This is a genomic window from Acidithiobacillus ferrivorans, assembly GCF_016250455.1.
GTDB lineage: Bacteria > Pseudomonadota > Gammaproteobacteria > Acidithiobacillales > Acidithiobacillaceae > Acidithiobacillus > Acidithiobacillus ferrivorans.
This window is the reverse complement of sequence record NZ_CP059488.1, coordinates 712,723-734,505: the sequence shown is the minus strand read 5'-3', so window position 1 is coordinate 734,505 and position 21,783 is coordinate 712,723. Positions and strand designations below refer to the sequence as shown.

Annotated in this window: 19 protein-coding genes and 1 tRNA gene; 1 reads left to right on the top strand and 19 read right to left on the bottom strand. The window is 56.1% G+C overall.

Going from position 1 to position 21,783, the window contains the following annotated elements:
• From nuoL to tldD, 19 genes are all read right to left on the bottom strand, one after another.
• Complete coding sequence (gene nuoL / locus H2515_RS03710; protein WP_065413066.1) at positions 1-1,983, bottom strand: NADH-quinone oxidoreductase subunit L; 1,983 nt, start codon at positions 1,981-1,983, stop codon at positions 1-3.
• A 1-nt stretch (position 1,984) separates the two neighbouring features.
• The gene (gene nuoK, locus H2515_RS03705; RefSeq protein ID WP_014029881.1) at positions 1,985-2,302 is read right to left on the bottom strand and encodes an NADH-quinone oxidoreductase subunit NuoK; all 318 of its coding nucleotides are present in this window, start codon (positions 2,300-2,302) and stop codon (positions 1,985-1,987) included.
• A complete protein-coding gene (locus tag H2515_RS03700; RefSeq protein ID WP_035191386.1) occupies positions 2,299-2,898 on the bottom strand; it encodes an NADH-quinone oxidoreductase subunit J in 600 nt (199 codons plus the stop codon). The genes nuoK and H2515_RS03700 overlap by 4 nt, the downstream gene beginning before the upstream one ends.
• Positions 2,899-2,913: 15 nt before the next feature.
• The gene (gene nuoI / locus H2515_RS03695; RefSeq protein WP_014029883.1) at positions 2,914-3,405 is read right to left on the bottom strand and encodes an NADH-quinone oxidoreductase subunit NuoI; all 492 of its coding nucleotides are present in this window, start codon (positions 3,403-3,405) and stop codon (positions 2,914-2,916) included.
• A 10-nt stretch (positions 3,406-3,415) separates the two neighbouring features.
• Positions 3,416-4,441, bottom strand: coding sequence for an NADH-quinone oxidoreductase subunit NuoH (gene nuoH, locus H2515_RS03690; protein WP_035191385.1), 1,026 nt, complete (start codon positions 4,439-4,441; stop codon positions 3,416-3,418).
• Positions 4,442-4,452: 11 nt separating this feature from the next.
• On the bottom strand, positions 4,453-6,798 hold the full coding sequence (nuoG, locus tag H2515_RS03685; RefSeq protein WP_198660931.1) for an NADH-quinone oxidoreductase subunit NuoG: 2,346 nt from the start codon (positions 6,796-6,798) through the stop codon (positions 4,453-4,455).
• Positions 6,798-8,117: an NADH-quinone oxidoreductase subunit NuoF gene (nuoF, locus tag H2515_RS03680; protein WP_232821537.1), complete on the bottom strand. Its 1,320-nt coding sequence runs from the start codon at positions 8,115-8,117 to the stop codon at positions 6,798-6,800. Before nuoF ends, nuoG begins: the two co-directional genes overlap by 1 nt.
• Positions 8,071-8,562, bottom strand: a complete 492-nt coding sequence (gene nuoE / locus H2515_RS03675) for an NADH-quinone oxidoreductase subunit NuoE (protein WP_065413062.1) — start codon at positions 8,560-8,562, stop codon at positions 8,071-8,073. Before nuoE ends, nuoF begins: the two co-directional genes overlap by 47 nt.
• Positions 8,563-8,565: 3 nt before the next feature.
• Positions 8,566-9,819, bottom strand: coding sequence for an NADH-quinone oxidoreductase subunit D (locus tag H2515_RS03670; RefSeq protein WP_198660930.1), 1,254 nt, complete (start codon positions 9,817-9,819; stop codon positions 8,566-8,568).
• Positions 9,803-10,411, bottom strand: a complete 609-nt coding sequence (locus tag H2515_RS03665) for an NADH-quinone oxidoreductase subunit C (RefSeq protein ID WP_035191378.1) — start codon at positions 10,409-10,411, stop codon at positions 9,803-9,805. The genes H2515_RS03670 and H2515_RS03665 overlap by 17 nt, the downstream gene beginning before the upstream one ends.
• Positions 10,412-10,414: 3 nt before the next feature.
• On the bottom strand, positions 10,415-10,891 hold the full coding sequence (locus tag H2515_RS03660; RefSeq protein ID WP_014029890.1) for a NuoB/complex I 20 kDa subunit family protein: 477 nt from the start codon (positions 10,889-10,891) through the stop codon (positions 10,415-10,417).
• Positions 10,882-11,238, bottom strand: coding sequence for an NADH-quinone oxidoreductase subunit A (locus tag H2515_RS03655; RefSeq protein ID WP_014029891.1), 357 nt, complete (start codon positions 11,236-11,238; stop codon positions 10,882-10,884). The genes H2515_RS03660 and H2515_RS03655 overlap by 10 nt, the downstream gene beginning before the upstream one ends.
• A 130-nt stretch (positions 11,239-11,368) precedes the next feature.
• Positions 11,369-11,453, bottom strand: a tRNA-Leu gene (locus H2515_RS03650).
• Positions 11,454-11,490: 37 nt separating this feature from the next.
• Entirely contained in the window at positions 11,491-11,883 is a 393-nt protein-coding gene (gene secG / locus H2515_RS03645; protein WP_065413061.1) for a preprotein translocase subunit SecG, read from the bottom strand.
• 4 nt (positions 11,884-11,887) lie between these two features.
• Positions 11,888-12,661: a triose-phosphate isomerase gene (gene tpiA / locus H2515_RS03640; RefSeq protein ID WP_065413060.1), complete on the bottom strand. Its 774-nt coding sequence runs from the start codon at positions 12,659-12,661 to the stop codon at positions 11,888-11,890.
• 115 nt (positions 12,662-12,776) lie between these two features.
• Positions 12,777-14,141, bottom strand: a complete 1,365-nt coding sequence (glmM, locus tag H2515_RS03635; protein ID WP_065413059.1) for a phosphoglucosamine mutase — start codon at positions 14,139-14,141, stop codon at positions 12,777-12,779.
• Between the two features lie 83 nt (positions 14,142-14,224).
• Positions 14,225-15,064 carry a dihydropteroate synthase gene (folP, locus tag H2515_RS03630; RefSeq protein ID WP_035191374.1) on the bottom strand — a complete coding sequence of 280 codons (840 nt, stop codon included), beginning with the start codon at positions 15,062-15,064 and terminating at the stop codon, positions 14,225-14,227.
• On the bottom strand, positions 15,061-16,983 hold the full coding sequence (ftsH, locus tag H2515_RS03625; protein WP_035191373.1) for an ATP-dependent zinc metalloprotease FtsH: 1,923 nt from the start codon (positions 16,981-16,983) through the stop codon (positions 15,061-15,063). Before ftsH ends, folP begins: the two co-directional genes overlap by 4 nt.
• 97 nt (positions 16,984-17,080) lie before the next feature.
• On the bottom strand, positions 17,081-18,526 hold the full coding sequence (gene tldD, locus H2515_RS03620) for a metalloprotease TldD (protein ID WP_198661401.1): 1,446 nt from the start codon (positions 18,524-18,526) through the stop codon (positions 17,081-17,083).
• A 344-nt stretch (positions 18,527-18,870) separates the two neighbouring features.
• Here tldD and H2515_RS03615 point away from each other — a divergent pair, with 344 nt between their 5' ends.
• Positions 18,871-21,723, top strand: a complete 2,853-nt coding sequence (locus H2515_RS03615) for a ribonucleoside-diphosphate reductase subunit alpha (protein WP_198660929.1) — start codon at positions 18,871-18,873, stop codon at positions 21,721-21,723.
• The last annotated feature ends 60 nt before the right edge of the window (positions 21,724-21,783 follow it).

The following is a 21,783-nucleotide window of genomic DNA, read 5'->3' as shown; positions in this document are numbered from 1 at the left end:
CTATCCCCTCCAGACCACAAAATAAGTCATGAGCAAAATCAACCCGATAATCATTGCGAAAGCATAGTGGTAAATATATCCCGTTTGCACGCGCCGCCAGGACAGAGCGGCTTTACCCACTTCGCGAGCGGTACCATTGACCATAATACCGTCGATGAGGCGCTCATCACCCACATGCCAGAACAGACGGCCAAGCTGTAGGACACCACGTACCAGAACCGTCCGGTTAAAGTCATCAAAACCATATTTGCTTTCCAGCACCCAGATAAAGGGGCTGAGCATTTGGCTCAACACTAGCGGAAGCCCCGAACGCAGCCAGTAGAAATAAGCTGCCATGGCGATGCCCAGCAGCGCCAGCCAGAAAGGCCAGGTCAGGAGTCCTTGCAGGAGAAACTCTCCCGCACCCTGCCAGTGGGCACTGATCTCGCCGAGGGTATTGAACTGTGGCGCAATCACCAGGGAAGAGTCGAGGAAGTTTCCCAATGCAATCGGGCCGATATAGGTCCATCCTGAATAAATAGATGGAATAGCCAGGGCGATCAATGGCACGGTAATGACCCAGGGTGACTCATGCAAATGCGCGCGGGTATGTTCATCCATGCGCGGTGTGCCATGGAAGACCAAAAAAAACATGCGGAACGTATACAAAGCCGTGACCAGGGCTCCTGCCACCAGCATGAATTCTGCCCATCCTGCCCCCGGCAACGTGGAGAGTCCTACCGCCTCGATGATGAGGTCCTTACTGAAGAAACCGGCGAAGGGCGGGATGCCGGACAATGCCAAACTACCGATCAGAAAAGTAATATAGGTGATGGGCATGGCTTTGCGCAGCCCACCCATTTTGCGGATATCCTGCTCGTTAGCCATTGCATGAATCACAGAGCCCGCTGCCAGGAATAACAAGGCCTTAAAGAAGGCGTGGGTCATCAGGTGGAAAATTGCCGCAGAAAAAGCGGAGGCACCCAGCGCCGCGGTCATGTAACCTAATTGGGAAAGGGTCGAGTAAGCAATGATGCGCTTGATATCGTTCTGCACCAGACCGATGAGACCCATAAAGAGTGCGGTCACCGCGCCGATGAGCAGCACCACGGTAAGGGCCGTCGCTGACTGTTCATAAATAGGTGACATCCGTGCAACCATGAAAATGCCTGCCGTAACCATGGTGGCGGCATGGATCAGCGCAGAAATGGGAGTCGGACCCTCCATCGATTCCGGCAGCCAGACATGCAAAGGCACCTGCGCCGATTTACCCATGGCGCCGACAAACAGGAGCAAAGCAATCCAAGTCAACACACTCCAGGGATGACCGGGGATGATTTCTAACGTCTGCCCCACCAGATGCGGTATGGCCGCGAATACCATGCGGTAATCCAGACTGCCGCAATAGTGGTATATAGCTGCAATCCCGATCAAAAACCCAAAATCGCCGACCCGGTTGACGATAAAAGCCTTGAGTGCTGCAACATTGGCACTTTCCCGCTGAAACCAGAAACCAATAAGCAGATAGGAAACCAAGCCTACTGCTTCCCAGCCAAAAAAGAGCTGGAGAAAATTATTACTCATCACCAGCATGATCATGCTGAAAGTAAAGAGGGCAATATAACTGAAAAAGCGCGCATAGCCCGGATCATCATGCATATAACCAATCGTATAGAGATGCACACACAAAGACACAAAAGTCACAATGACCAACATCAAAGCGGTCAGACTGTCAATATCAAATCCGATGGATACTGGCAGGTGGCCTAATACGGCCCAAGTATAGACATCACCGTAAAAGGTCATGCTCTGACTGGTCTGCCAAAGCACTGCCAACGACAGATAAAAAGCGATGGCGACGCCGATGATGGGCGCCCAATGTGCCTGCTCCCTGAGCTTCCAGCCCAAAAATCCAGCCACCAGGGAACCTACCAGCGGTGCCAATGGAATAGCCAGATACATGGCGAGAGGGGGAAAGGCGTTTAACCAGTCAAAAACCCACATATCAACCCCTCAACTCGTCGATATCATCCACGTTGATGCTATGGCGATTACGGAAATAAACCACCAGTATCGCCAGACCAATAGCCGCTTCGGCAGCCGCCACGGTGAGAATAAAAAACACAAAGATCTGTCCGTCGAGATTGCCGAGATAACGGGAAAATGCGACCAAATTGATATTCACCGCCAGCAGCAATAATTCAATAGCCATGAGCAGAATGATGACATTCTTGCGATTGAGAAAAATACCGACCACACCGATAGAAAACAGTATAGCGCCGAGGATGAGGTAGGCTGCCAGGGTCGGTTGTCCAGCACTCATGATTTTGGCTCCCGCAAATCCACCAGATGCATCCGATCTTTGGCGCGCACGGCCATCTGTGCACCAACATTCTGGGTTTTGGTACCGGCCCGGCGCCGCAAAGTCAGAGCGATGGCGGCAATAATCGCCACCAATAGAATAACTGCGGCTATTTCAAATGGGTACAGATATTGAGTATAAAGAAGCACTCCCAGTGCCCGCGTGTTATCGGCGTCAGCCGGTATGGCTGCGGGTGCGGGAACATGACCTAGCGGAGAAATCCAGAAAACAGCTGCCAGTTCCAGTACACCGAGAATAGCAATAGCCAGACCTAATGGCAGATAGCTGAGAAAGCCTTCCTTGAGGCGCGCCAGGTTGATATCCAGCATCATCACCACAAAAAGGAAAAGCACCATCACCGCACCCACATAGACCAGGATCAGGATCAGCCCCAGAAATTCCGCCCCCAGCAAAATGAATAGGGCTGCTGCATTAAAAAATGCCAGCACCAGATACAGTGTCGCGTACACTGGATTACGCGCCGTTACCACAAGGGCTGCGGACCCCAGCAGTATGGCAGAAAAAACATAGAACAGAATGGTGGTTACGGGCAGCATGGTATCTGTTCTCCGTCAGCGATAAGCACGATCAGCGTCGCGATCAGCAGCCAGCTCCGCTTCCAGACGATCGCCATTGGCCAGCAACATGTCTTTGGTATAAATCAGGTCGCTGCGAATTTCGCCGTGGTAAGACAGCACCCGGCTTTCGACAATGGAATCCACCGGACAGGATTCTTCACAAAGTCCGCAAAAAATGCACTTGCTGAGGTCAATATCATAGCGGGTCGTTCGCCGTGTTCCATCGCTGCGCGCTGCGCTTTCGATGGTAATGGCCAGAGCGGGACACACGGCCTCACAGAGTTTGCAGGCGATGCAGCGCTCCTCGCCGTTCTCATAGCGGCGCAAGGCATGCAGGCCCCGAAAACGCGGGGACTGCGGTGTCTGCTCTTCGGGGTATTGCACGGTGATTTTCCGGGCAAAGAAATACCGGCCAGTGAGCTGCATACCACGCAACATTTCGGTCAGGAAGAAGGTGTTAAACCATTGCTTGGGGCGAAATTGCATAGTGTTCTCCTCAGCGCAGAATGACACGCAAGGGCGTTTCCAGGGCAACGCCGACAATGACAATCCAGGCGATGGTTACCGGGATGAATACTTTCCAGCCCAAACGCATGATCTGATCATAACGATAACGGGGAAAAGTGGCGCGAATCCATAAAAACACATACAGCAGGAAAGCCGTTTTCAGCAACAACCAGACTATTCCGGGTATCCAGGTGAGCATTGGTGTATTGATCGGCGCATACCAGCCACCGAGAAAGAGCACCGTCGTCAGCAGGGAAACGAAAATCATATTGGCATATTCGGCCAGAAAGAACAGTGCGAAGGCCATCCCGGAATATTCCACATGGAAGCCCGCCACAATTTCTGATTCGCCTTCCGCCACGTCAAAAGGCGCGCGGTTGGTTTCCGCTATGCCGGAAATAAAGTACACCAGAAAGAACGGAAATAATGGCAGCCAGTACCAGGACCAGAAACCGCCGCCCGCCTGTGCTTCAACGATTTTGCTCAGGTTCAGAGTCTGCGCCAGCATCAGCACCCCCACCAGGGCAAAACCCATGGCGATTTCATAAGCCACCAACTGGGCCGCCGCCCGCATGGCCCCCAGAAACGCGTATTTGGAATTGGACGCCCAGCCGGCGACGATGATGCCGTACACCCCCAGACCGGCAATAGCCAGCACATAAAGCAGGCCACCATTCATATTAGAGATAGCCACACCTGGACCGAAAGGAATAGCCGCCCAGACCAGCAGCGCTGGCACAAAAGCCAGCACCGGCGCGGCCAAAAACAGAAAACGATTGGCATTGGTAGGAATAATCACTTCCTTGAACATCAGTTTGATCGCATCCGCAATCGGCTGCAGCGAACCCTTGAAGCCCACCCGGTTGGGACCCAGACGCACCTGCATATAACCGATCACCTTACGCTCGGCCAAGGTCAGATAGGCCACACCCAACAGTAGCGGCACTACGACGATAACGATCTTGATCAACGACCAAAGAATCGCCCACCACGCCGTATTCTGAAAATCATGCATGACCCCGCCTCCTAAACACTAGCCGCGGCGGCAGGCGGTATGGCCATGGTCACCGTGCAGGGCGCATAAGTGGCGCCTAATGCTGCGGTTTCGCTATACCCCATAGGCACCCAGACAGTACCCATCGGAATCCGCACATCCAGCACCAGAGGCAGGAAGACTTTACCGCTATGGCTACTGATTTCGACCGAGTCCCCGCGCAGGGCCAGCACCTTGGCCTGATCTGGATGCATTTTCGCCACGGCGGGCTGGGCGAGGGGTGCGGCACGGCGTACCAGTGGATCGCCCTGATAGATAGACCAGTCGCCCAGACGGCATAAACCATCGGCAGACATCGGCACCGGGTCCTGCTCCAAAGTGGGAAAGGCATGGAAAGGCGGCACATCTAGCGCATACTCACCGATCTCGTGCTGCCAGGCGGCAGTGACTTCACTCAGTTCATTAAACTGGAACCGGGGCAGTTTAAGACCGTCACCGAGTACGCGCAGTATCTTCCAGGCGGGACGCGCCTCGCCCGGCGTCTTTACCGCTGCCCGAAAGGATTGCAGGCGCCCTTCATTGTTAATGAACGATCCGGCACCCTCGGCAAAAGCCGCCATGGGCAGAATCACGTCAGCATACCGCTGTGCTTCGCTGGCGAAATGCGCGATGCTCAGCACAAACTCTGCTTTTTGCAAAGCCGCCAGCGCCGCTGTGCCGCGCATCGCATCCACACCCGGCTCTGTACCAAGAAGTATGAAGCCCCGCATTCCCGCATCCCAAAGAGCATCGGTGGGCAGCCCCATTGCGGGCGCCATATGCCCCCCTGGCAAACGATGCGGCACACAGCCACTCAACCAGGCTCCAGCGCTATTGGCCTCCTGCGCCAGCCAGCCAACCCGCCCACCAGCCAACTCGGCAAGCGTTTCAATCTGTACAATCATCGCCGCCGCCTGCGGGTGATGCAGCAAAGCACTACCGATGAGGATCAATGGGTTATCTGCCGCCAGCAAGGTACTTGCCACATTCGCCAAGGCCACTGTAGCGGTCTTCTCCACGGCACCAGACAACTGGCTGCACAGCGCTTCATAGAGCGCCAGATCCGCACCGGCATCCGCCACCAACTGGATTACGGGATAATTGAAATCCTGGCGCTGACTGTCCAGGGCAATGACGGTGCCCCCTTGCAATACGGACTTGCGCAGTCGATGGTTGGTGAGCGGCTGTTGTTGCCGCGGGAAGGCGTGGCAAAGCAGCACGACAGGTTCGCGCTCCAGATCTTCCAGCGCCATGTTCAGAGCCGGATAGATCGGCATCGCGGCATCCGCACGAAAATCCTGCTGCCGCAGACGATGGTCGACATGCGGACTGCCCAGACCGCGCAGCAATGCCTGAAAAAGGAAAAGCTCCTCGTTGCTGGACTGTGCAGATATCAATCCGGCCAAGCGTTCTGCACCATGCCGGATAAGCACCTGCTCCAGTCCTGACAAAGTGGCATCCAGCGCTTCCGCCCAGGAAGCCTCACGCCACACCCCGTCAACACGGAGCAGGGGCTGCGTCACACGATCTTCAGCTTGCAGAGCGGTATAGGCATAACGTCCCTTGTCGCAAATCCAGTCTTCATTCACCGCTTGGTTGGCGCGCGGTAGCACTCGCAGCACCTCACGGCCCAGACTCTGCATATCGGTGTTACAACCCGTCGAACAATGCGGACAGAGTCCTGGCGTATGCTTCAGCTCCCAGGAACGCGCCTTGTAGCGGAAAGGCTTGCTGGTCAGTGCCCCCACCGGGCAAAGGTCAATCATGTTGCCGGACAATTCCGACTGCACAGCCTTGGCGACATAGGTACCGATAGCCATGTCCTCGCCACGTCCGGTTGCTCCCAGTTCCATGATACCGCCAATCTCCTGGCCGAAGCGTACGCAGCGGGTACACTGGATGCAACGGGTCATTTCCGTCGCGATGAGAGGACCGATGTCCTTGTCCTCCACGACCCGCTTCTCTTCCGTGTAGTGGCTGTGCGGATTGGCGAAACCCATAGTGATGTCCTGCAAGGGGCATTCGCCGCCCTGATCACAGATCGGACAGTCCAGAGGATGGTTGATAAGCAGAAACTCCAGTACGCCCTGCTGTGCCAGCTTCGCCTTGCTCGAAGCGGTGGCAACCTTCATGCCGTCGGCAACGGGTGTTGCACAGGCAGGCAAGGGCTTGGGGGCTTTTTCTACATCCACCAGACACATGCGGCAATTGGCCGCGACCGACAATTTCGGGTGATAGCAGAAAAATGGAATATAAATCCCCAAGGACTCGGCGGCTTCCATAATGGTCGTCCCCGCTACCACCTCAATGGCTTGCCCGTCGATTTCAATATGTGGCATCAGGCAGCTCCCATGCTGATCAGGCAACGCTTATGCTGGATGTGATATTCATATTCTTCACGAAATAGGCGGATGGAGCTCACCACCGGAGCGACACCGCCATCGGCCAGAGCGCAGATGGTGCGGCCCTCGATGCGTGAGCCCACATCCAGCAGCAGTTGCAGGTCTTCTTCGCGGCCCTGACCATTTTCGAGGCGATGCATCACCCGCCACAGCCAACCCATGCCTTCCCGGCAGGGCGTACACTGACCGCACGATTCGTGCATGTAAAAGCGGGAAATACGCTCCACCGTTTTGACGATACAGACACTGTCATCCATGATGATCACCGAACCGGCGCCCAGCGCCGAACCGGCTTTGGAGATGGAATCATAGTCCATGGTCACCTCCATCATGGCGGCTCCCGCCACCATGGCCGTGCTGGTTCCTCCGGGAATAACCGCCTTCAACTGACGGCCCGGCCGCAACCCGCCGGCCATCTCCAGCAAATCCTTAAAGGGCAGGCCCATGGATACTTCATAATTACCCGGCTTCTGCACATGACCTGTCACCGAGAAAATTTTGGTGCCACCGTTATTGGGCTTGCCCAGGTTCAGAAACCAGTCACCACCCTTGCTAATGATGTCCGGGACTGAAGCAAAGGTTTCCACGTTATTAATAGTAGTAGGGCGTCCGTATAAGCCGTAACTGGCTGGGAAAGGGGGCTTGAAGCGCGGTTGCCCCTTCTTCCCCTCCAACGCCTCCATCAGTGCCGTTTCCTCACCGCAGATGTAGGCACCCGCCCCGCGATACACATACAGATCAAAGGAGAAATCGGTGCCGAGAATGTTCTGTCCGAGATAACCCTTCGCGTAAGCCTCTTCCAGCGCTGCCTCCACAATGTGGATCGGTTCTACAAATTCGCCGCGGATGAAAATATATCCGGCACTGGCCCCCATGGCATAGGCACCGATAATCATGCCCTCGATCAGACGATGGGGTTCATAGCGCATGATATCCCGATCCTTGCAGGTACCTGGTTCGCCCTCATCGGCATTGCAGAGCAAGTACTTGGTACCGGTCACGCCCTTAGGCATAAAACTCCACTTCAGTCCGGTGGGAAAACCGGCACCACCCCGGCCGCGCAAGGCGGATTTTTTTATCTCGCTGATGATCTGATCCGGCGCCATGGGGTCCAGCAGCACCTTGCGCAGAGCAGCATATCCCCCTGTCCCGGCGTACACGGAAAGTCGGTGGGAGTCGGGCACACCACGATTCTGCAGAGTAATGCCGTTAACGAACATCGTCAGACCCCCCACGTAATTTTGCCAGCAAGACATCCAGACTTTCCGGAGTCAGATTCTCGTAATAGCGATCCCCGACCTGCATCATCGGTGCATCTTTACAGGCACCCAAACATTCCACCTCCTGCAGGGTAAACAGACCATCCGCTGTTGTTTCTCCAAGACCTATACCCAAACGTTCGCTCAAGTGTTTAATCACCGCGTCAGAACCATTGAGGAAACAAGAGACGCTGCCACAGACGCAAAGCTTGTGCCGACCCACGGGCCGAAGGTCGTACATCGTATAAAATGTCGCCACTTCATAGGCATGAATCGCCGGGAGGCCCAGCAGATCGGCGACATACGCCATCAGCGCTTCGCTCAGATAGCCCTGCTCCTCCTGAGCAATGCGCAGCGCCGCCAACAGCGCCGAACGCGCCTGCTCCGCTGGATATTTAGTCCGCTCATGGGTAATTGCTGCCAGAGATTTTTCCGATAACATCGCTTACCTGTCGATCTCGCCAAAAACAATGTCCATGGTGGATAAAATAGCCACCACATCTGCAATCATGTGTCCGCGCGCCATTTCGTCCATGGCGGCAAGATGCGAAAATCCTGGTGCCCGGATTTTCATCCGATAGGGTTTGTTGGCGCCATCGGAAATCATATAGATGCCGAACTCGCCCTTGGGCGCCTCGACCGCGGTATAGACTTCACCTGCAGGAACCGTCATCCCCTCAGAAAAGAGCTTGAAATGATGGATCAGCGCTTCCATGCTGGTTTTCATCTCTTCGCGGGGCGGTGCGGCCACCTTGAAATCGTCGGTAATCACCGGACCGGGGTTTTTGCGTAGCCAGTCCACACACTGGGCAATAATCTGGTTACTCTGCCGCATCTCCGCCACCCGGACCAGATAGCGATCATAACAATCTCCGGTTTTGCCTACCGGAATGTCAAAATCCAGATCGGCATAAGCGGCGTAAGGTTGCGTGCGCCGCAGATCCCAGGCCACCCCGGAAGCGCGCAGCATGGGTCCGGTGAAGCCCAGTTGAATCGCGCGCTCTGGACCCACTACACCGATGCCCACGGTACGCTGCTTCCAGATACGATTGTCGGTCAGCAGGGTCTCATACTCATCCACATAAGTGGGAAAACGGCGGGTGAAGTCTTCAATGAAGTCCAGCATGCTGCCCTGCCGGTTACCATTGAGTTCTTCCAGGCGCTTGGCATTCCGGTAAGGAGATGGCTGATACAAGGGCATCTGTATTGGCAAATCACGGTAGACACCGCCCGGGCGATAATAGGCGGCATGCATGCGCGCCCCGGAGACCGCCTCATAGACATCCATAAGATCTTCCCGTTCGCGGAAGCAGTAGAGGAAAACACTCATGGCCCCGACATCCAGCGCGTAAGCCCCCAGCCAGAGCAGATGATTAAGCACCCGGGTGATCTCATCGAACAGGGTACGGATATACTGCGCCCGGGCGGGCACAGCGACGCCGAGCAGTTTTTCCACCGCCAGGCAGTAGGCATGCTCGTTGCACATCATGGATACATAATCGAGACGATCCATGTAAGGCAGGTTCTGCAAATAGGTCTTGTTCTCCGCCAGCTTTTCAGTGGCACGATGCAACAAGCCGATATGGGGATCGGCGCGCTCGATCACCTCCCCATCCAGTTCCAGTACCAAGCGCAACACACCATGGGCAGAAGGATGCTGCGGCCCGAAATTCATAGTGAAATTATTGATTTCGGGCATTGTAGTGACCCTCCCCTTCCTCGCGGAGGATACGCGGCACCACCACGCGCTCCTCAGTCCGTGTCGGCTCGTAGACCACCCGTCCCTGATCTGCGTCGTAGCGCATTTCTACCATACCCACCAAAGGAAAATCCTTACGGAAGGGGTAGCCCACAAAGCCATAATCCGTAAGGATCCGCCGCAAATCGGGGTGGCCCTCAAAGAGAATTCCGTAAAGGTCAAAGGCCTCACGCTCAAACCAGTTGGCCGCCGCCCAGATATCCACCACCGAGGGCACCATGGGCAGATCGTCATCCGCAAAAATACGTACTCGCAAACGCTGGCGATGTTTCAGGGAGAGCAAATGATAGACCACAGCGAAGCGGGGACCTTCCCAAAGCCCATCGCCGTAGTCGACATAGTCCACACCACAGATGTCCACTAACAGATCAAAGGCGCAATTCACGTCATCCCGGAGCCAGCGACAGGCCGGCAGAAAACCTTCACGAGACAACTCCACGGTCAGTTCGCCGCGGTCCAGACGCGCATTACGCAGGGTTTCCCCTAGTTCCGCGCCCAGATTCCGGCGCAAATTTTCGAGTGCGTCAGTCATGGTTCACCTGGCAATGGTATTGGTGCGACGGATTTTTTTCTGCAGCTGTATCAAGCCAAAGAGCAAAGCCTCAGCGGTGGGCGGGCAACCCGGCACGTAGATATCCACGGGCACGATACGGTCACAACCGCGCACAATGCTATAGGAATAGTGATAATAGCCGCCACCATTAGCACAGGAACCCATGGATATCACCCAGCGGGGTTCCGGCATCTGGTCATAGACCTTACGCAAGGCCGGCGCCATTTTGTTAACCAGCGTCCCCGCCACAATCATCACGTCGGACTGGCGCGGACTGGGACGAAACACAATACCGAAGCGATCTAGGTCATAGCGCGCAGCACCAGCGTGCATCATTTCCACCGCACAACAGGCGAGACCGAAGGTCATGGGCCAGAGAGAACCGGTACGGCTCCAGTTCACTACCGTATCAATACTCGTCGTGACGAAGCCTTTCTCGAGGATACCTTCTATTCCCATTCCAGCGCCCCTTTCTTCCACTCATAAATGAAGCCGACGACGAGGATGGCGAGGAAGATCATCATAGCGAGAAAGCCCATCATGCCGATTTGATCGAAAACCACCGCCCAGGGAAAGAGGAAGGCAATCTCCAAATCAAAAAGAATGAAGAGGATGGCCACGAGATAGTAGCGCACGTCAAATTTCACGCGTGCATCCTCAAAAGCCTCGAACCCACATTCATAGGGTGAAAGCTTTTCACTATCCGGCTTACTTGGTCCCAGCGAAGCCCCCATCAGCAGCGGGACCACGCCAACCACCAATGCAACCAACAGAAATATGAGCACTGGCAAATAGTGGTTCAACATCCCCAACCCCTCCACCCCAATACTGGCCTCGGAAAACCTCCTCCAAAACCACCTATAAATTATTTTTTATATATAAAGTCAGTCTCTGGTGAAATCCAGGGACAAAAAAACAGCCCTGCGGGCTGCAATTTGGTGCCGAAGACCGGACTCGAACCGGTATAGCTTGCGCCGCCGCCCCCTCAAGACGGTGTGTCTACCAATTTCACCACTTCGGCTTAACGCTTGGAACTCTCTCATGACACGCTAACGACGTCAAGGCGTGGCGAGGGGTTTTCCCGCAGAAGCAGAAGAGACCGCAGCAGCTGCCAAACCCGCTGTCGTTGCTACCGACTGCGTCGGAGCAGCAGAGACTGGTACAGCTGTCGTCATTGGCATGGTGCTAGGCAAGACGATACCAGAAAGCACATTGCTGCTGGAATGATCGGAAAGATAGGCCAGTCCGAGACTGTTTAAAAAAAACACGGCGCCAATCACGGCAGTGGTGTGGCTCAGGAAATTACCCGCACCACGCGCACCGAAAACAGTCTGCGAACCACCGCCGCCAAAGACCGCACCAATATCCGCACCCTGCCCCTTCTGAATCAGAATAAGCCCCACCAGGACGGTACAAATAACGACCTGGAATATCAGCAACACCGTGTACATCAATTCAGCCTCCTCGTCCTGCCAACTCGGCAGCACGACAAATTTGGATAAACTCACCCGCCTGCAAGGAAGCACCACCGACCAGTCCACCGTCAATATCTGCCTGGTCAAAAAGTGCGGCTGCATTGTTACCTTTAACACTCCCGCCGTAAAGCACTAAGAGACGTTTGGCGAGTTGCGCCGAATAGGCGGCCACCAGTCCACGGATGAAAGCATGCACCGCCTGCGCCTGTTCGGGGCTCGCACTCAGACCGGTGCCAATGGCCCAAATGGGTTCATAAGCAATGATCATATTAGGCTGGCTCGCTTCGAGATTCAACAGCGGCAAGATGGCTTCGACCTGACGGTATAATACCGCCTCCGTGGCGCCATGTGCCCGTTCCGCTTCAGTTTCGCCCACACAAACCACTGGGATAAGACCGGACAGTAGCGCTACCTTAACTTTCTGGGTGACCTGCATATCACTTTCCGCAAAGATTTGCCGTCGCTCTGAGTGCCCAATCAGTACATAACGACACCCCATATCACGGAGCATGGCCCCGGATATTTCTCCCGTATAGGCACCGCTGGCCTCCCAGAAGAGGTTTTGCCCACCCCAACGCAGGGCGCTGCTTTTGGCCTCCTGAGACACTGCGTGGAGCAGGGTAAAAGGCGGGAAAATCACCACCTCCGGGCGCATTGGTTCCAGTTCGGCATGGAGGATGGCTTGGGTGAGATGCACTGCATCCGCGCTCAAGCCGTTCATCTTCCAGTTTCCTGCTACCATTGTGGGACGCATGACACTCCTTCCTTATGATCAATGCCCACGACAACTGCATCGTCCCTGGGGGTGCCGACGGCATGGTCATGATTATTTAATGTATCGATTAGTGTAAAGATTCCGCCTCCAATGGTCAATTTAGCGGTCCCAGGACCGCGCTGGCAAGCGCCAGCTTTGCTAGTCCTGTAGTCAGCGTCGCCGCCACATCAGCCGCCATATCAGCGGATGCCGCCTCTACCATGATCCGTAATAAGGGTTCTGTCCCGGATGGCCGTACCAGTAAGCGTCCGGTGCCGCCCAGACGATCCTCCGCATCAGCAATAAGCTGACGCGCTAATGGCTGGTCGAGCAAACTTTGCGCACCCGCTATGCGTACGCTCTTCAGCACCTGAGGAAAAGGACGGTAGCCTTCGCGCAACGCTGCCAGCGCCTCACCAGTGCGGCGCAAAATAGCCAATATCCGTAGCGCGGCAAGGATACCATCACCAGTGGTATTCGCGGGTGTAATGATGTGCCCCGATGACTCGCCGCCCAGCGGATAACCATGGCGACGCATGGCCTCCAACACATAACGGTCACCCACGGGCGCCCGCACCATAGGCACACCGCAGCCAGCCAGTGCCTGTTCCAGAGCGAGATTAGTCATGACCGTACCGACCACACCAGAGAGCTCGCCATACTGACACATATCCCGTGCCAGCAACCAGAGAATTTCATCACCGTCGATCAGTTCACCCTGATCGTCCACCAAGAGCAAACGATCACCATCACCATCAAAGGCAATACCCATATCGGCGCCGGTGCGAAGCACTGCGGCACGCAGCGCTTCAGGATGGGTGGAGCCCACCTGATCGTTGATATTGATGCCGTTGGGCTCCACTCCCAGCAATTCCAGGGTGGCGCCCAGTTCCCCAAAAATCATCGGCGCCACTTTGTAATTGGCGCCGTGCGCACAATCCAGAACCAAGTGCATACTGCGCAGATTGAGGTCGGCGGGGAAGGTGGTTTTGCAAAACTCTACGTAACGCCCCACCGCATCGTCTACCCGCCGTGCCTTACCCAGGCGCTCTGATGCAGACAGAGTCATGGGCCGGTCCATCCATGCCTCGATGGCCTCCTCCTGGGCGTCCGGCAGCTTATAACCGTCGCCCGAGAAAAATTTGATGCCATTGTCCTGATAGGGATTGTGTGAGGCGCTAATGACAATACCGGCATCCGCGCGCAAGGTGCGGGTCAGATAGGCGATGGCTGGTGTCGGTAAGGGGCCGACCAGCAGAACATCGACGCCCGCTGCGGCCAACCCGGACTCCAGAGCAGACTCCAGCATGTATCCGGACAGACGGGTGTCCTTGCCAATAACCACCTGGGGCCGACCCGGCGCGTCGGCCGTGAGCACATGTCCCGCAGCCCAGCCCAGACGGAGAACCCATTCCGGATGAATGACAGAATCACCGACCTGACCGCGCACCCCATCGGTCCCAAACCATTTTCTCGCCACAGCTTTTACTCCATATATGGACGGCTTATCAGCGCCTGAGGCGCAGCCCTGCCTGTAGTTATAAAAGATGAATCTTCATATCTTCAACGCAAACCAATTCCGCGCCAGACTCGCAGCGCCTGCACCGTTTCTGCCACATCGTGGACGCGCACAATATGGGCGCCATGCTCTACTGCCCACAGTGCAGCAGCGATACTGCCAGCCCCACGAGCTGTAGCCAGTCCCACACCAGAAAGCTCGCCGATCATGCGCTTGCGGGAAAGGCCAACGAGCAGTGGCACATCCATGGATGCAAAGGCATCGAGATGACGCAGTAAACTGCAGTTAGCTTCCAGATCCTTGGCGAAACCAAAGCCGGGATCGATGAGCAGATGTTGTCGGGGAATGCCTGCTGCGACGCAATGCTTTATGCGCTCAAACAGGAAGTTCTTCACCTCTGCCACCACATCGCCGTAATGCGTTTCTGTTTGCATATTCTGCGGGGTACCCCGCATGTGCATCAGACAGACGGGAACACCCAACTCGGCGATAGTCGCCAGCGCCAGCGGATCGGCACGTAACGCCGTCACATCATTCATCAGCCCCGCACCCAAGGCCCAGGCGGCGCGCATAACAGCTGCTTTGTTAGTGTCAATGGAAATGGGCAACGGCACTGCTGCCGCCACCGCCTCCAATACCGGCAGCAGGCGGCGCAACTCATCCTCAAGCGCCACTACCGGCGCCCCGGGACGGGTAGATTCCGCCCCGATATCGATGATATCGGCGCCTTCTTCCCACATCCGTTGGGCGCGGGCAAGAGCAGCCTCCACAGACAGATAGGTGCCGCCATCGGAAAAAGAATCGGGGGTGATATTGAGCACCCCCATAACACAAGGGCGCCCGAGAACCAGCGGGCGCCCGTTGCAATCCAGCGTCAGGGTCAAACGGGGTGTTCTCCCGGATTCAGACTAGGCAACGGCTGCCCGCCGGATTTGTCCGTCGTCGTGACATTGCCACCGGGTGCGGAGGGATAATTTCCCGCGTCCTCTACCGGCGGCTGCGGGTCACGACCTGCCATAATGTCACTCACCTGCCCCGCGTTCAGCGTTTCATACTTCAGCAGGGCTCGGGCCATGGCCTCGACCTTGTCGCGGTTTTCTTCAATCAATTTACGGGCAATGCCGTAGCGCTCCTGGATAATATCGCGCACCTCCCCGTCTACGGTTCTCGCCGTCTGCTCAGAGATATTACTATGCTTGGTCATTTCCCGACCAATAAATACTTCTTCCTCTTTTTCACCGATGACCATCGGCCCGATGGTAGACATACCCCACTGTGTCACCATTCGCCGCGCCAGGTCTGTGGCACGCTCAATGTCGTTACCCGCGCCCGTCGTCATCTGATTGAGGAAAACTTCTTCCGCAATGCGCCCGCCCATGAGAATGGAGATGTTACAGAGAATTTCCTGACGCTCGTAGTTGAAACGATCTTCCGTCGGCAACTGCATAGTGAGCCCCAGAGCCCGGCCACGCGGAATGATGGTGACCTTATGCACCGGATCCGTGCCTGGCAGTAGCTTAGCTACCACAGCATGGCCAGACTCGTGATAGGCCGTGGTTTCCCGTTGCTTATCGCTCATGACCACCGACTTGCGCTCCGCCCCCATCATGACCTTGTCTTTGGCATCCTCAAAGTCGTGCATATCTACCAGACGCTTGCTCCTGCGTGCCGCCATCAGTGCTGCTTCATTGACCAGGTTGGCCAGATCCGCACCGGAGAAACCAGGGGTACCCCGGGCAATAACCTTGGGATCCACGTCCGGAGCAATCGGCACCTTGCGCATATGCACCTGCAGAATCTGCTCGCGCCCGCGAATATCCGGCAACGGTACGGTGACCTGCCGGTCGAAACGACCGGGCCGCAACAACGCCGGATCCAGCACATCCGGACGATTGGTAGCAGCAACCACAATGATGCCCTCAGTACCTTCGAAACCATCCATTTCCACCAGCAACTGATTCAGGGTCTGCTCGCGTTCATCGTTACCGCCACCCAGGCCCGCACCGCGCTGACGACCCACCGCATCAATCTCGTCAATAAAGATAATGCAAGGGGCATGCTTTTTAGCCTGCTCGAACATATCGCGAACCCGCGATGCGCCGACACCAACAAACATTTCCACAAAGTCGGAGCCGGAGATAGAGAAGAAAGGTACCCGTGCTTCGCCCGCAATCGCACGCGCCAGCAAGGTCTTACCCGAACCCGGCGAACCCATGAGCAATACGCCCTTGGGAATCCGTCCGCCAAGGCGCTGGAACTTCTGCGGATCGCGCAGGAATTCAACAATCTCTGCAAGCTCATCCTTGGCTTCTTCAATGCCCGCCACATCGGCGAAGGTGACCTTATTGTTTTCTTCCGTCAGCATCCGCGCCTTGCTGCGGCCGAAAGTCATTGCTCCCCGACCGCCCGCGCCACCACCACCCATCTGGCGCATGAAGAAAATCCACACACCGATCAGCAACAGCATCGGGAACCACGAGATGAGGATAGAAAGCAACAGTGATTGCCCTTCCGGCGGCTTGACCGAGATTTTCACCCCGGCAGCCAGCAGTTGGGGAACGAGTTGAGTGTCGTTGGCCGGCGTGTAAACACTGAACTGCTGCCCGGAGCTAAGGCTACCATTCACATGGTTACCATTGATGGTGACATCGGCAACCTGACCTTGCTTCACACTAGTCACAAAGGTCGAAAAGTCCATAGCCTGGGCTGGCGTCGAACTGCTCGTATTGAGGTTCTGAAACACCAGCATCAGAATGACGCCAATCGCCACCCACAACAGCACATTTTTTAAGACATTATTCATTCACACACCCCCCGAATGGGAGAACCAGACTGATTAATAAGACCAATATATCGTTCGATGTTAGCCTTCCCAAGATCACCTGACAAGAGCAGGTTTTTCACCCTTGTGTTCCACCCACGGTCAGATCACGGATTTTCAGCGTCGGCTGCCCAACGCCTACGGGCACACTCTGGCCATCCTTGCCACATACACCCACTCCTGTATCTAATTGGAGGTCGTTGCCAATCATTTCAACCCTGGTGAGCACATCCGGGCCGTTGCCAATCAGGGTGGCCCCTTTGACTGGCTTGGTTATCTTCCCATTTTCAATAAGATACGCTTCAGAAGCGGAAAAAACGAATTTGCCGTTAGTGATATCCACCTGACCACCCCCGAAGTTGACGGCATAGAGCCCATGTTTGACACTGGCGATGATTTCCAGGGGATCGCGATTCCCGGCCCGCATGTAGGTGTTAGTCATCCGCGGCATCGGCAGGTGCGCGTAGGATTCGCGGCGGCCATTGCCCGTTGAATGCGTTCCAGTCAGGCGGGCATTGAGGGTATCCTGCAAATAGCCTTTGAGAATACCATCCTCAATCAGCGTAGTGCACTGAGTCCGGGTCCCTTCATCATCGACATTGAGACTACCGCGGCGACCATCCAGAGTACCATCATCAACAACCGTGACGCCCGGCGCCGCGACCCGCTGGCCGACCATGCCACTGAAGGCGCTGGTACCCTTGCGGTTGAAGTCACCCTCCAGACCATGACCAATGGCCTCATGCAGCAATACTCCCGGCCATCCTGGTCCGAGGACCACTTCCATACAACCGGCAGGCGCCGCTTCCGCCTCCAGGTTGACCAAGGCCTGACGCGCAGCCTCCCGGGCAAAGTCTTCGGCCATGTCACCCTGAAGAAAGGTCTGATAATCGTAACGACCACCACCACCAGCACTGCCCTGCTCGCGCCGCCCGCCCTGCTCGACAATGACGGAGACGTTGAGCCGTACCAGGGGGCGCACGTCGGCAGCCATGGTACCGTTGAGACGCGCCACCAGCACCACCTCAAAACGGGCACTCAGGCTGGCCATCACCTGAACAATACGCGGATCACAGGCCCGAGCAGCCCGTTCCACCCGCTCCAGCAGAGCGATTTTCTCGCTATTGGGAATGGAAGCCAGAGGATCGACAGGCGGATAGAGCGCCAGCCCCTGACGCCGCTGCCAGACCAGCCCTTTCGTCTGCCCCGGATGATGGACAATGGCGCGCGCCGCCTCTGCCGCCGTCAGCAAGGCATCTACGGCGATCTCGTCAGAATAAGCCAGGCCCTGACGTTCACCGCTCACCGCTCGCACACCCACGCCCTGTTCAATGGAGTGACTACCCGACTTTACGACCCCTTCTTCCAGGCTAAAGCCCTCGCTGCGACTGTACTGAAAATACAGATCAGCATCGTCCAGGGCGCGATGGGAGAGATGGCCAAATACTTTTTCCAACTCCCCTTCGCTGACCCCACCGGGGGCAAAAAGAGTAGCGCGGGCAATTTCCAAGGCTGAGGCAGTCATCACGTTCCTTCCTGGCAGATTAATTAGGATAGGATCAGTATGCGCCCAACCAATCGTTTAGAACAAGTCCAAATTCATAAACCGGCAGAGATGCCCTCGCGCCCGCCTCCGGACAAGAGATAAATTTTCATTGTTAAATGATACTTCTGGCCTGGTTATCCACATCTTTTGCCAAACTTGCACACGATGTTACGCACAAGATATGGTTGACACCAACGGAAACAGGTCTATATTTAGTGCTTGGGCGCTCTGCGATCCGCCTTGCACGCCGCCCCGGTGTATCCTTAGATTACGCTGCCTCGCTGTTTGCGTTCACTATCGCCCCGATTATTTAGGAGTCGCCCATGTCCAACCCTGCCGCCCAAGCCATCGTCAGCAACCCTGCTTACGACCCCTCCGAAGCCAGTCATTACAAAGTCATTCGTCGCAACAACGCGGTGGTCAATTTTGACGCCAGCAAGATTCACATCGCTGTGACGAAGGCCTTCCTGGCCGTGGAAGGCGGCAGCGGGGCGGCCAGCGCACGCGTCCGTGACCTTGTCAGCCGTCTGACAGAACAGGTGATTGAAGCACTGAAACGGCGCCAGCCAGGGGGCGGCACCTTTCACATTGAAGACATTCAGGATCAGGTGGAACTGGCGCTCATGCGCGCGGGCGAACACGAAGTCGCCAGGGCCTATGTGCTGTATCGCGAGGAGCGCACGCGGGAGCGCCGCCAGCAGGCAGCGACGGGAACCCCAGCCGAGATCCCGGCTATTAAGGTCAGCCATCCGAATGGCAGCCAGCGGACACTGGACATGGAACGACTGCGCGCCGTTATCGAAGAAGCCTGCAGTGGCCTGGGCAGCGCCGTGTCGATAGATGCCATCCTCGGCAATACCGTCAAAAATCTCTACGACGGCATCAGCGAGGATGAACTGTTTCAGGCTCCCATTCTTGCCAGCCGGGTACTGATCGAGCGTGATCCTGCCTACGCCTATGCCTCAGCGCGCCTGCTCCTCGACCGCGTGCGCTGGGAAGTGCTCGGTGAAGCAGCAACTCAGGCGGAGATGACTGCACGCTATCCTGAGTATTTCCGCGACTATCTGCAAACCGGCATCCAGAATGAGCTGATTGACCCGCGGCTGGGACAGTACGATCTGGAGCGTATTACCGCCGCGCTCAGGCCGGAGCGGGACCTGAACTTCCAGTATCTGGGTATGCAAATTCTGTATGATCGCTACTTTTTGCACGTGCGGGAGCGTCGCATTGAATTGCCGCAGGCCTTCTGGATGCGGGTGGCCATGGGTCTGGCGATGGATGAAATCGACCGCGAAACCCATGCCATTGCCTTTTATGAAGTGCTGTCCAGCTTCGACTTTGTCAGTTCGACGCCCACCTTATTCAATGCCGGAACCTTGCGCCCGCAGTTGTCCAGTTGCTTCCTGACCACCGTGGGTGACGATCTGGATGACATCTACGAAGCCATCAAAGAAAACGCCATGCTCTCCAAGTTCAGTGGCGGCCTGGGGAACGACTGGACGCCGGTGCGCGCACTGGGGTCTTTCATCAAAGGCACTAATGGCAAGTCGCAGGGCGTCGTCCCTTTCCTTAAGGTAGTCAACGACACAGCGGTCGCTGTGAATCAGGGCGGCAAACGCAAAGGCGCGGTCTGCGCCTACCTGGAAACCTGGCACATGGACATCGAGGAATTCCTCGAACTGCGCAAGAATACCGGTGACGACCGCCGCCGCACCCACGATATGAATACCGCCAACTGGATCCCCGACCTCTTCATGGAGCGCGTGGAGAGCAACACGATGTGGACGCTGTTCAGCCCCAACGAAACGCCAGATTTGCATGACCTCACCGGGTCAGCCTTCCGGGAGCGTTATGAACACTATGAACGCATGGCGGATGCGGGCGAAATCGAATTGTTCAAGCGCATGCCCGCCATTCATCTCTGGCGCAAAATGCTGACCATGCTCTTCGAGACCGGCCATCCGTGGATCACCTTCAAGGACCCGTGCAACCTGCGCAGCCCGCAGCAGCATGTCGGGGCGGTGCATAGCTCCAATCTCTGCACCGAGATCACCCTCAACACCAATGCCAGGGAAATCGCCGTCTGTAACCTGGGATCCGTCAACCTGGTATCTCATTTGCGGGCAACGGCGAGCACCGACACTAGCGCATTACGCGAGGACAGCAGTCCGGAAGAATTGCTGGCGCTGATGGACGAAGAGAAGCTAGGACGTACCATTCGGGTAGCCATGCGAATGCTGGATAATGTCATCGACATGAACTACTACGCCGTTGCCAAAGCGCGCAATAGTAATATGCGGCACCGGCCAGTGGGTCTGGGGCTGATGGGTTTCTCCGATGCCCTGTTGCAGATGCGGATTCCCTACGCTTCGGCCGCAGCCCTCGCCTTTGCCGATATCAGTCAGGAAATCATTTCCTACCACGCCATTGATGCGTCGGCCGATCTGGCCCGGGAGCGGGGCAGCTATCAGAGCTTCCCGGGGTCCTTGTGGAGTCAGGGTATCCTGCCCATCGACAGCATCGAACTGCTCGCGGCCAGCCGCACGCAGGGTGTAGACGTGGACCGCAGCCAGCGCCTGAATTGGACCGCCCTGCGTGACAAGGTCAAAGCGGGGATACGCAACAGCAATTGCCTGGCTATTGCACCGACCGCTACCATCTCCAACATTGTCGGTGTCAGCCAGGGTATTGAGCCGATTTACCAGAACCTCTATGTCAAATCCAACCTGTCCGGCGAGTTTACGGTGGTGAACAGCTATCTGGTCCACGACCTGAAACGCCTGGAACTCTGGGATGAGGTCATGGTCAATGATTTGAAATACTTCGATGGTTCGGTCATGCCCGTAGACCGCATTCCAGCCAGCATCAAGCCCTTGTATGCCAATGCTTTTGAAACCGACCCGGCATGGCTGGTGGAAGCAGCAGCCCGGCGGCAGAAATGGCTGGATCAGGCCCAGAGTCTCAACCTCTATTTCGGCCAGCCTTCCGGCAAGAAAATTGACGAAACCTACCGGCTGGCCTGGAAACGCGGCCTGAAAACCACCTACTACCTGCGCTCACTGGGCGCCACGGCAGCGGAAAAATCTACGGTGCAGACGGGCACTCTCAATGCTGTTGGATCAGGTCAACCCAAAGCCTGTGCGCTTGATGATCCGACTTGTGAGGCTTGTCAGTAATACGGGAATTGTTTAACAAAGGAAATTATCATGCTACGTTTTGAAGAAAATATTCGCAAA

Bases quoted from the DNA above. Each gene is read 5' to 3' on its own strand.
- nuoL (WP_065413066.1), bottom strand. From the start codon at position 1,983: ATGTGGGTTTTTGACTGGTTAAACGCCTTTCCCCCTCTCGCCATGTAT.
- nuoK (WP_014029881.1), bottom strand. From the start codon at position 2,302: ATGAGTGCTGGACAACCGACCCTGGCAGCCTACCTCATCCTCGGCGCT.
- H2515_RS03700 (WP_035191386.1), bottom strand. From the start codon at position 2,898: ATGCTGCCCGTAACCACCATTCTGTTCTATGTTTTTTCTGCCATACTG.
- nuoI (WP_014029883.1), bottom strand. From the start codon at position 3,405: ATGCAATTTCGCCCCAAGCAATGGTTTAACACCTTCTTCCTGACCGAA.
- nuoH (WP_035191385.1), bottom strand. From the start codon at position 4,441: ATGCATGATTTTCAGAATACGGCGTGGTGGGCGATTCTTTGGTCGTTG.
- nuoG (WP_198660931.1), bottom strand. From the start codon at position 6,798: ATGCCACATATTGAAATCGACGGGCAAGCCATTGAGGTGGTAGCGGGG.
- nuoF (WP_232821537.1), bottom strand. From the start codon at position 8,117: ATGTCTTGCTGGCAAAATTACGTGGGGGGTCTGACGATGTTCGTTAAC.
- nuoE (WP_065413062.1), bottom strand. From the start codon at position 8,562: ATGTTATCGGAAAAATCTCTGGCAGCAATTACCCATGAGCGGACTAAA.
- H2515_RS03670 (WP_198660930.1), bottom strand. From the start codon at position 9,819: ATGCCCGAAATCAATAATTTCACTATGAATTTCGGGCCGCAGCATCCT.
- H2515_RS03665 (WP_035191378.1), bottom strand. From the start codon at position 10,411: ATGACTGACGCACTCGAAAATTTGCGCCGGAATCTGGGCGCGGAACTA.
- H2515_RS03660 (WP_014029890.1), bottom strand. From the start codon at position 10,891: ATGGGAATAGAAGGTATCCTCGAGAAAGGCTTCGTCACGACGAGTATT.
- H2515_RS03655 (WP_014029891.1), bottom strand. From the start codon at position 11,238: ATGTTGAACCACTATTTGCCAGTGCTCATATTTCTGTTGGTTGCATTG.
- secG (WP_065413061.1), bottom strand. From the start codon at position 11,883: ATGTACACGGTGTTGCTGATATTCCAGGTCGTTATTTGTACCGTCCTG.
- tpiA (WP_065413060.1), bottom strand. From the start codon at position 12,661: ATGCGTCCCACAATGGTAGCAGGAAACTGGAAGATGAACGGCTTGAGC.
- ftsH (WP_035191373.1), bottom strand. From the start codon at position 16,983: ATGAATAATGTCTTAAAAAATGTGCTGTTGTGGGTGGCGATTGGCGTC.
- tldD (WP_198661401.1), bottom strand. From the start codon at position 18,526: ATGACTGCCTCAGCCTTGGAAATTGCCCGCGCTACTCTTTTTGCCCCC.
- H2515_RS03615 (WP_198660929.1), top strand. From the start codon at position 18,871: ATGTCCAACCCTGCCGCCCAAGCCATCGTCAGCAACCCTGCTTACGAC.